Source organism: Bradyrhizobium sp. P5_C11_2, from assembly GCF_054049755.1.
Window position 1 is genome coordinate 1 of the sequence record NZ_JBFULT010000273.1, and the last position, 9,965, is coordinate 9,965.

Genomic DNA, 9,965 nt, shown 5'->3' on the forward strand with positions numbered 1-9,965 from the left:
GTTTCAGGACATGTTTGTCACCATGGCCGGCCTCGGCGGGACGCGCAGCAGCGACAAGAAGAAGTAATGCCGATCGAGCGGGACGGAGCACAGGCGTCAAGCGGGCTTCGTCCGCCGGGTCTTGGGCTCCTGCTCGCGGAGGTCCGCGGACTGTTCGAGTTCAACGCCAGCGTCCTGCTGTCGCCGGTCCTGATGCGTGCGCCCAGGGGCGACGGCCATCCTGTGCTGGCGTTACCCGGCTTTCTTGCCAGCGACCTCTCGATGGCGCCGATGCGGCGCTATCTGAGCGAACTCGGCTACGAGGCGCATGCCTGGCGGATGGGCCGCAATCTCGGCGGCCTGGGACGGATGCGGGAGGCGATGCGTGCCCGGCTGGCCGAGATCCATGCCGCGACCGGACGCAAGGTGAGCTTGGTGGGGTGGAGCCTCGGCGGTGTCTACGCTCGCGATCTGGCGCTTCAGGCGCCTGACATGGTCCGCTACGTCGTCACGCTCGGCAGCCCCTTTGCCAACGACGTGCGGGCGACCAATGCGACGCGGCTCTACGAGGCGCTGTCCGGCGAGCGGGTCGAGGATTTCGCGGAAGCGCGCGAGGCGATCGCCGGCGATCTTCCGGTGCCTGCCACGTCGATCTATTCGCGCGCCGACGGCGTCGTGAACTGGCGAACCTGCTTGTTGCGCCCGTCCGACCGCGCCGAGAATATCGAGGTGCACCTGGCAAGCCATATCGGGCTCGGGGTCAACCCCGCAGCGCTATGGGCCGTGGCGGACCGCCTGGCGCAACCGGAGGGGGAGTTCTGGCCATTTGACCGGGCCGGGCCGTTTGCCATTGCATATGCCCCGCCGGAACGGGCAATATCCACCTGACGAGAAGCGCTGCTCAAGGCGCCCGTCAAATACTCGGGAGGGAACCATGGCTGACGGTAAGAAGCTGTCGTCGCTGGACGCGTCGTTTCTCTATCTGGAAACGCCGGAAATGCCGATGCATGTCGGCAGCATGGCGATCTTTCGCCTGCCCGACGACTACAAGGGCGACTTCTTCGAAGACTTCAAGGCGATGATCGTCTCGCGCCTGCACATCGCGCCGATCCTGAAGGCGCGGCTGGAGAAGGCGCCGCTCGACATCGACCATCCCTCCTGGGTCGAGGACGACCAGTTCGACATCGACCGCCATATCTTCCGCGCCAGCCTGCCGGCGCCGCGCGACCGCGCCACGCTCGAACGCATCGTCGGCTGGATGCACGCCAAGCTCCTGAACCGCGCCCGCCCGCTCTGGGAGTTCTACGTGTTCGAGGGCATGAAGGACAACGAGGTCGGGCTCTATTCCAAGATGCACCATGCCGCCATCGACGGCGGCGCCGGCGCGGCCCTGACCAACATGATCTACGACATCTCGCCGGTGCCGCGGAAAGTCGATCCGCCCGCGGGAGGCACCAAGCCCGGACAGGAGCCGCGCGACATCGCGGCGAACCTGCTCGATTCCTATCAGCAGCTGTTCAGCCAGCCGCTCGACGCCTCGGCCGCCGCCAAGAACCTGCAGCTGCCGCGTACCGGCAAGAGCGACATCGGCTCGATCCTGTTCGACAACGCGATGTACCAGATCGAAAGCGCGGTGCGCTTTGCCGGCAACATCCCGACCATGGTCAAGAGCGTCTCCGACGTGCTCGGCAAGATCTCCGATCCGAAGTCGCGCGAGAGCCTCGCCAGCATGGTGTCGCCGCCGACCATGCTGAACAAGACGATCTCGTCCGAACGCAGCTTTGCCGGCGTGTCGATTTCGCTGTCGCGCGCCAAGGCGCTGGCCAAACAGGCCGGCGGCAAGCTCAACGACGTGGTGCTGGCGCTCGCCTCCGGCGTGGTCCGGCGTTACCTCAAGGAGTACAGCACGCTTCCCGCGAAATCGCTGACCGCGGCCGTGCCGATCTCGCTGCGCGAGGAGGGCAACACCGAGGCCAACAACCAGGTGTTCGGCATGATCTGCGCGATCGCGACCAATATCGAGGATCCCAAGGCGCGGCTCGAAGCCATCATAGCGCAGTCGACCAAATCCAAGGAGATGTCGCACCCGCTGCGCGCGCTGATGCCCCAGGTCTCGAACATCTCGATGCTGGGCGCGCCGATGATGGTGCAGATCCTGGCGCTGCTTTACAGCCGCTCGAACCTGTCCGACGTGCTGCCGCCGGCCGCCAACATCACGGTGTCGAACGTGCCCGGGCCGCGGCAGACGCTCTACGCCGCCGGTGCCGAGCTCCTGCACATCTTCCCGGTGTCGATCTCGACACACGGGCAGGCGCTCAACATCACCGTGCAGAGCTATCGCGACCAGCTCGATTTCGGCTTCATCGTCGGCGCCAACATCATTCCGCACGTGCAGGTGATGTGCGACATGCTGCCGGACGAGTTCGCCGCGCTGGAGGCGGCCTATGCGCCGCCGGCGGCCGACATCAAGGGCGCTGCTGAGTAGGAATGCTGCGATGATTGAAATGCCACCGCTCAAGTTCGTGCAGACGAACGGAATCCGCATGGGGTATTACGAGGCGGGCCCGGTCTCCGACAAGCCGCCTGTGGTGCTCTGCCACGGCTGGCCGGAGCTCGCTTTCTCCTGGCGCCACCAGATCAAGGCGCTGAGCGAGGCCGGCATCAGGGTGATCGCGCCGGACCAGCGCGGTTACGGCGCGACCGACCGGCCCGAGCCGGTCGAGGACTACGACATCGAGCACCTGACCGGCGATCTCGTCGGGTTGCTCGATCATCTCGGGATCGACAAGGCGATCTTCGTCGGGCACGACTGGGGCGGCTTCATCGTCTGGCAGATGCCGTTGCGGCACATCGACCGGGTCGCCGGCGTGGTCGGCATCAACACGCCCCATACCAATCGCGCCTGGGCCGATCCGATCGAATTGCTGCGCGCGCGCTTCGGCGACAAGATGTACATCGTGCAATTCCAGGACCCGGCGCGCGAGGCCGACAGGATTTTCGGCAGCCGCGTCGAGCAGACTTTCGATGCGTTCATGCGCAAGCCGGCGCCGCGCCCGCCCGATGCGCCGGCGGAGGAAGTGATCGCCGGTGTCGGCGCTTCGCCGCGGGTCAATCTGGCGTTTCCGCAGATGATCGCGGGCTATGACGCGAAGCACGATCCGCGCACGCCGATCCTGTCGCCGGACGAGAAGAAGGTGTTCGTCGACGCCTTCACCAAAACCGGCTTTACCGGCGGCATCAACTGGTACCGCAACATGTCGCGCAACTGGGTGCGGTCCGAAGGACTCGATCACACCGTGCGTGTGCCGTCGCTCATGATCATGGCCGAGAACGACGCGGTGCTGCCGCCGTCTTCCGCGGACGGCATGGAGAAATTCATTCCCGATCTCGAAAAATATCTGGTCCGCGACAGCGGCCATTGGACGCAGCAGGARAAGCCGGAGGAGGTCAGTGCCAAGCTGATCGAATGGCGTAGAAGGCGGTTCGGCTAATTTGTCATTGCGAGCCAGCGGGTCCGCGCAAAGCGCGGCCCGATGACAGGCTCCGCGAAGCAATCCAGGAATCTTTCCGCGTAAAAGTCTGGATTGCTTCGTCGCAACGGCTCCTCGCAACGACGAGGGTTACTGAGGGGGAAACGCACGTCAATGTCATCCACGAACCGACTGGACCCGATTCCGCAGCCGCCGGCCAAGCCGGTGGTCGGCAACATGCTGTCGCTGGATTCGGCGGCGCCGGTGCAGCATTTGACCCGGCTCGCCAAGGAGCTGGGCCCGATCTTCTGGCTCGACATGATGGGCTCGCCGATCGTCGTCGTCTCCGGTCACGATCTCGTCGAGGAGCTCTCCGACGAGAAGCGCTTCGACAAGGCGGTGCGCGGCGCGCTGCGGCGCGTCCGTGCGGTCGGCGGCGACGGCCTGTTCACCGCCGATACCAACGAGCCGAACTGGACCAAGGCGCACAACATCCTGCTGCAGCCCTTCGGCAACCGCGCCATGCAGTCCTATCACCCGAGCATGGTCGATATCGCCGAGCAGCTCGTCAAGAAATGGGAGCGGCTCAACGCCGACGACGAGATCGACGTCGTCCACGACATGACCGCGCTGACGCTCGATACCATCGGCCTGTGCGGATTCGACTATCGCTTCAACTCGTTCTACCGGCGTGACTACCACCCCTTCGTCGAGTCGCTGGTGCGTTCGCTCGAAACCATCATGATGACGCGCGGCCTGCCGTTCGAGCAGATCTGGATGCAGAAGCGGCGCAAGACGATGGCCGGCGACGTCGCCTTCATGAACAAGATGGTCGACGAGATCATCGCCGAGCGCCGCAAGGGCGGCGAAGCGACGGACGACAAGAAGGACATGCTCGCGGCCATGATGACCGGCGTCGACCGCGCGACCGGCGAGCAGCTCGACGACGTCAACATCCGCTACCAGATCAACACCTTCCTGATCGCGGGCCACGAGACCACCAGCGGCCTGTTGTCCTGCACGCTCTATGCGTTGTTGAAGCATCCGGACATTCTGAAGAAGGCCTATGACGAGGTCGACCGCGTCTTCGGCCCCGATGTCGATGCGCGGCCGACCTATCAGCAGGTCACGCAGCTCACCTACATCACGCAGATACTGAAAGAGTCGCTGCGGCTGTGGCCGCCGGCGCCGGCCTATGGCATCTCGCCGCTCAAGGACGAGATCATCGGTGGCGGCCAGTACAAGCTCAGGAAGGGCACCTTCATCACGATCCTGGTGACGGCGCTGCATCGCGATCCCTCGGTCTGGGGTCCCAATCCCGACGCCTTCGACCCCGAGAATTTCAGCCGCGAGGCGGAGGCCAAGCGGCCGATCAATGCCTGGAAGCCGTTCGGCAACGGCCAGCGCGCCTGCATCGGTCGCGGCTTTGCAATGCATGAGGCGGCGCTTGCGCTCGGCATGATCCTCCAGCGCTTCAGGCTGATCGACCATCGGCGCTACCAGATGCATCTGAAGGAGACGCTGACGATGAAGCCGGAAGGCTTCAAGATCAAGGTCCGGCCGCGCGCCGATCGTGAGCGCGGCGCCTATGGCGGTCCTGCCGTGGCGACGACGAGTGCCGGTACCATGGCGCCGCGTGCGACCGCGCGGCCCGGACACAATACGCCGCTCCTCGTGCTCTACGGTTCCAATCTCGGCACGGCGGAAGAGCTGGCGACCCGCGTCGCCGATCTTGCCGAGGTCAACGGCTTTGCCAGCAAGCTCGCGCCGCTCGACGACCATGCCGGCAAGCTGCCGGAGGAGGGCGGCGTGCTGATCTTCTGCGCCTCCTACAATGGCGCGCCGCCGGACAACGCCACGCAATTCGTCAACTGGCTGCACGGCGACGCATCGAAGGATGCGCTGTCGAAGGTGCGTTACGCCGTGTTCGGCTGCGGCAACAGCGACTGGGCCGCGACCTACCAGTCCGTGCCGCGGTTCATCGACGAGCAGCTCGCGGCCCGCGGCGCGCGCGGCGTCCATGCGCGCGGCGAGGGCGATGCCAGGAGTGACCTCGACGGCCAGTTCGAGAAATGGTTCGCCGCGCTTGCGCCGGCGGCAATGAAGGAGTTCGGGCTCTCGTCGAACTTCAGCCGCAGCGCCGACGACGAGCCGCTCTACAGGGTCGAGCCGGTCGCGCCCGGCGCGGTCAACGCGATCGCGGCCCTTGGCGGCGCCGTGGCGATGAAGGTGCTCGTCAACGACGAGCTTCAAAACAAGAGCGGCTCCAATCCGTCCGAGCGCTCGACGCGGCACATCGAGGTGCAGTTGGCGCAAGGCGCGAGCTACCGCGTCGGCGACCATCTCAGCGTGGTGCCGCGCAACGATCCGGCGCTGGTCGACGCCGTCGCGCGCCGCTTCGGCTTCCTCCCCGCCGACCAGATCAGGTTGCGGGTCGCCGAGGGACGCCGCGCGCAGTTGCCGGTCGGCGACAGCGTCTCGGTCGGCCAGCTGCTGACCGATTTCGTCGAGCTTCAGCAGGTCGCGACGCGAAAGCAGATCCAGATCATGTCGGAGCATACCCGCTGCCCGGTGACCAAGCCGAAACTGCTGGGGTTCATCGGCGACGATGCGGAGGCCGGGGAGCGCTATCGCGGCGAGATCCTGGCCAGGCGCAAATCGGTCTTTGATCTTCTGATCGAATATCCGGCCTGCGAGCTGCCGTTCCACGCCTATCTCGAAATGCTCTCGCTGCTCGCGCCGCGCTATTACTCGATCTCGTCCTCGCCATCTGTGGACCCTGCGCGTTGCAGCATCACCGTCGGTGTGGTCGGCGGTCCGGCCACGTCCGGGCGCGGCCTCTACAAGGGCATCTGCTCCAACTATCTCAGCGATCGCCGCGCGGGCGACACGGTCTACGCGACGGTACGTGAAACCAAGGCCGGCTTCCGCCTGCCGGACGATACATCGGTGCCGATCATCATGATCGGCCCGGGCACGGGACTTGCGCCGTTCCGGGGCTTCCTCCAGGAGCGCGCCGCGCGCAAGGCGAAGGGCGCTGGCCTCGGCCCGGCCATGCTGTTCTTCGGCTGCCGTCATCCCGAGCAGGACTATCTCTATGCCGACGAGCTGAAGGCGATGGCGGYGAGCGGCATCGCAGAGCTGTTCACTGCGTTCTCGCGCGCGGGGGGACCGAAGACCTATGTGCAGCATCTGCTCGCCGCTCAGAAGGACAAGGCGTGGAGCCTGATCGAACAGGGCGCGATCGTCTACGTCTGCGGTGATGGCGGAAAAATGGAGCCGGACGTCAAGGCTGCGCTGGTTGCGATCCATCGCGAGAAGACCGGCAGCGATGTCGCCGCCGGCGCGCGCTGGATCGAGGATCTCGGTGCGAACAACCGCTATGTGCTCGACGTATGGGCCGGTGGGTAACCGAAGGTGCGGTCCCGTAGCCCGGATGGAGCGAAGCGAAATCCGGGCCGGTCTTTCCTCACGAGAGTGTTTCCCGGATTGCGCTTCGCTCCATCCGGGCTACGAAGCAAATCGTGCTAAAGCTCTTCCATGATTCCCTGGGAAAAGCTCGACACCGCCAAAATCCCCGGCTCCGACGAGGAGCTCCGCCTGATGCGCCGCGGCAAGGAGTTTTCCATCAAGCTCGGCACCAACGAGCTGATGAACAGCCGCCTGTCGGGCTCGGAGGCCGCGCTCGCGACGCTTGCGGCGAAGCAGATCGAGAAGACCGCAAAGCCGCATGTGCTCATCGGCGGCCTCGGCATGGGCTTTACGCTGCGCGCGGCACTTGCCGTGCTTGGAAGCAAGGCCCGGATCGTGGTGTCTGAACTCGTTCCGGCGGTGGTCGCCTGGGCGAAAGGTCCAATGGCGGAAGTCTTTGGCGACAGCCTCGAGGATCCCCGGGTGAGCATCCGGGAGATCGATGTCGCCGAGATCATCCGAGGGCACCGGTCGGCCTTCGACGCCATTCTCCTCGACGTCGACAACGGGCCGGAGGGGCTGACCCGGAAGGGCAATGATGGGCTCTACAATGCGAGCGGGTTGAAAGCGGCGAAGACGGCGTTGCGGCCGGGCGGCGTGCTGGCCGTCTGGTCTTCGGGGCCGAACCCGGCATTCACCAAGCGCCTGGGAGGCGCCGGCTTCGACGTCAACGAAGTCAATATCCGCGCCACCGGCAGGGGCGGCGGCGCGCGGCATGTGATCTGGATCGCGCGGACGAGCTAGGCGGTTATTTGTAGCCCGGATGGAGCGAAGCGCAATCCGGGACGGCCGATCCGCACGCAAGGTGGTCCCGGATTACGCTGCGCTCCATCCGGGCTACGCTTCCGAGCTAGAACATCGTGTTGTTGTTCGCGGGAGTTTCGGGGATGGGCTGAACGGCGTCCCAGTGCTCGACGATCTTGCCGTTCTCCAGCTTGAAGATGTCGACGATCGCGTTGCCCCTGGTGCCGGGCTCGCGAACCGCGTGTACGTGCAGGATGACGTAATCGCTGTCGACGAAGCTGCGCTTGATGTCGCTGTGCGAGTTCGGGAATTTCTCGCGCAGGAAGCCGATGAACTTCCGGAAGCCGTCCGGGCCATCGGCCGCGTTTGGATTGTGCTGGACGTAGCGGTCGCCGACATAAGCGAGGGCTGCATCGGCGTCCTTCTGATTGAGGCCCTTCTCGTAGAAGGCAAGCACGGTTTTGCGATTGGCTTCTTCTTGCGCGCTGCCGGCTATCGCGGCCCCGTTGCCGAGGGACAGCATGACAGCTGAAGCCGCGATCATTGCGGCCGACCGGACGATGAGATGCATGTGAGCTCCGAGAGGCCGCAGCCTCTGTCTTGCGATTGAGGGAGGCCTGTATAGCTTTCACGCCGGCGCGCGTTAAGAGAGTAACCGGCAGCTCACATGGTCACCGCGAGGAGACTGCTCGCGTCGGTCTACGCCGCCCGCGCCGCCGCGCCATGCGCGTGCTTGTCGATGGCGCCGATGATCTGCGGCCAGAAGCGCATCGGGAGGGCGTGGCCCATGCCCTCGATCATCAACAGCTTGGCGCCTGGGATCGATGCCGCCGTGTCCTTGCCGCCTTCCGGCCGCACCAGCGGATCGACGGTGCCGTGGATCACCAGCGTCGGCGTCTTGACGCCGTGCAGCCGTTCCTTGCGACTGCCCGAGGCGAGCACGGCGCGGAGCTGCCGGCCGACGCCGGCCGGATTGAGCCCGCGCGCGAACACGCGCTCGGCACGATCAGGATCGAGCGCCTCCTCTTCCGGAAAGGAACCGGCGCGCAGCACCTTCCAGGTCTCGCCGTAGCGGACGATGAATTCCTCCTTGCTGCGCGGCGGCGGCGCCATCAGCATCGCGGCGGCTTCGCGTGTCGGCGGCGGCACCCGCGGATTGCCCGTCGTCGACATGATCGAGGTCAGGGAACGCACGCGCTGCGGAAACGACAGCGTCACCTCCTGCGCGATCATGCCGCCCATGGAGGCGCCGACCAGATGCGCCGACTTGATGCCAAGCGCGTCCATCAAGCCGACCGTGTCCTTGGCCATGTCGATCAGCTTGTAGGTTGCGGCCACGGGAATCCTGAGGAAGCGCAGCTTCAGCAGCTCGAGCGGCGTCAGGCGCTTGCCGCCGGTGAGATGGCTGGACTTGCCGATGTCGCGGTTGTCGAAGCGGATCACGCGAAAGCCGTGCACGGCGAGCTGCTCGCAGAACGCATCGTCCCAATGGATCATCTGCGCCCCGAGCCCCATGATCAGCAGCAGCGGCTCGGCGTTGTCGTTGCCGAAGATCTCGTAGCAGATGTCGATGCCATTGGCGCGGACGGTCTGGGGCGGCTGATGGGCGCAGGCGTTCACGGACCGCTCCTCGGAAACGGGTTGCACGATGTTCGTTCTATCGCATGGTTTGCTGCGGCAAAGAAGCCTTCCGCGCGACGCCAGGACGGCGTCTCGCAGGTTGACCGGCTCGCGACAAGGGTATGGTATGGCGGGAAAAGAAGGGCGCCAAAGCCCGCGCGAGGTGGAGGACGCAATGACCAAAGAGATCAACGACCCTGTCGCCATGTGGCAGAAGATGGTTGGCGAGATGGAGAAGGGGTTCAACTCCTTCGCCAATCAAGCCATGTCGTCGCCCGAGTTTTCGCAAGCCGTGAACCGGGCCGGCGGCGTTGCTGCAGGTGCTCAGAAGCAGCTCGGCGAGCTCATGGAGAAATACCTCGTCAGTATGAATCTGCCGAGCCGGGAGCAGGTCACGGGTCTTGCGGAACGGCTACAGTCCATCGAGGCCCAGATCGGCGAGATGAAGTTGATGCTGAGCCAGATGGCGGCAGGATCCGGACTGTCGCAAGGCTTCGACGGTGCGCCGCGGCCGCCGCGGACGAAACGCCCGCCCTCCGAAGGCGGAGAGCCCAAATGAACGCGCCGACGGGACTTGACCTTGCCTCGATCCCGGAACGCATCCAGTCGGAGGTGCAGCGCGCAATCCAGCGCAGCATCAAGGGTGTCGAATATTTCTCGACGTCGGGCCCCGCGCTCGGG

Annotated in this window: 8 protein-coding genes and 1 pseudogene; 7 read left to right on the forward strand and 2 right to left on the reverse strand. The window is 65.3% G+C overall.

Annotated elements, in window-relative coordinates:
• Positions 1–66 precede the first annotated feature (66 nt).
• The 5 genes from ACXJL8_RS23500 to ACXJL8_RS23520 all read left to right on the forward strand — a co-directional run bounded on the left by ACXJL8_RS23500 (position 67) and on the right by ACXJL8_RS23520 (position 7,664).
• The gene (locus ACXJL8_RS23500) at positions 67–867 is read left to right on the forward strand and encodes an esterase/lipase family protein (RefSeq protein ID WP_456619283.1); all 801 of its coding nucleotides are present in this window, start codon (positions 67–69) and stop codon (positions 865–867) included.
• A 46-nt stretch (positions 868–913) separates the two neighbouring features.
• Positions 914–2,464 carry a WS/DGAT/MGAT family O-acyltransferase gene (locus ACXJL8_RS23505; protein ID WP_456619282.1) on the forward strand — a complete coding sequence of 517 codons (1,551 nt, stop codon included), beginning with the start codon at positions 914–916 and terminating at the stop codon, positions 2,462–2,464.
• Between the two features lie 10 nt (positions 2,465–2,474).
• Entirely contained in the window at positions 2,475–3,470 is a 996-nt protein-coding gene (locus ACXJL8_RS23510; protein ID WP_456619281.1) for an alpha/beta fold hydrolase, read from the forward strand.
• A gap of 153 nt (positions 3,471–3,623) precedes the next feature.
• Entirely contained in the window at positions 3,624–6,860 is a 3,237-nt protein-coding gene (locus ACXJL8_RS23515) for a bifunctional cytochrome P450/NADPH--P450 reductase (RefSeq protein ID WP_456685664.1), read from the forward strand.
• A gap of 129 nt (positions 6,861–6,989) precedes the next feature.
• The gene (locus tag ACXJL8_RS23520) at positions 6,990–7,664 is read left to right on the forward strand and encodes a spermidine synthase (protein ID WP_456619279.1); all 675 of its coding nucleotides are present in this window, start codon (positions 6,990–6,992) and stop codon (positions 7,662–7,664) included.
• Positions 7,665–7,770: 106 nt separating this feature from the next.
• On the opposite strand, the gene ACXJL8_RS23525 is transcribed toward ACXJL8_RS23520, so the two are convergent.
• On the reverse strand, positions 7,771–8,235 hold the full coding sequence (locus ACXJL8_RS23525) for a nuclear transport factor 2 family protein (protein ID WP_456619278.1): 465 nt from the start codon (positions 8,233–8,235) through the stop codon (positions 7,771–7,773).
• A gap of 128 nt (positions 8,236–8,363) precedes the next feature.
• Positions 8,364–9,284 carry an alpha/beta fold hydrolase gene (locus tag ACXJL8_RS23530; RefSeq protein ID WP_456619277.1) on the reverse strand — a complete coding sequence of 307 codons (921 nt, stop codon included), beginning with the start codon at positions 9,282–9,284 and terminating at the stop codon, positions 8,364–8,366.
• Positions 9,285–9,459: 175 nt separating this feature from the next.
• On the opposite strand from ACXJL8_RS23530, the gene ACXJL8_RS23535 reads away from it, so the two are divergent.
• Positions 9,460–9,843, forward strand: a complete 384-nt coding sequence (locus ACXJL8_RS23535; RefSeq protein ID WP_456619276.1) for a hypothetical protein — start codon at positions 9,460–9,462, stop codon at positions 9,841–9,843.
• A pseudogene (locus ACXJL8_RS23540) lies at positions 9,840–9,965 on the forward strand (poly-beta-hydroxybutyrate polymerase); the annotation flags it as partial. The gene ACXJL8_RS23535 and the pseudogene ACXJL8_RS23540, both read left to right, overlap by 4 nt.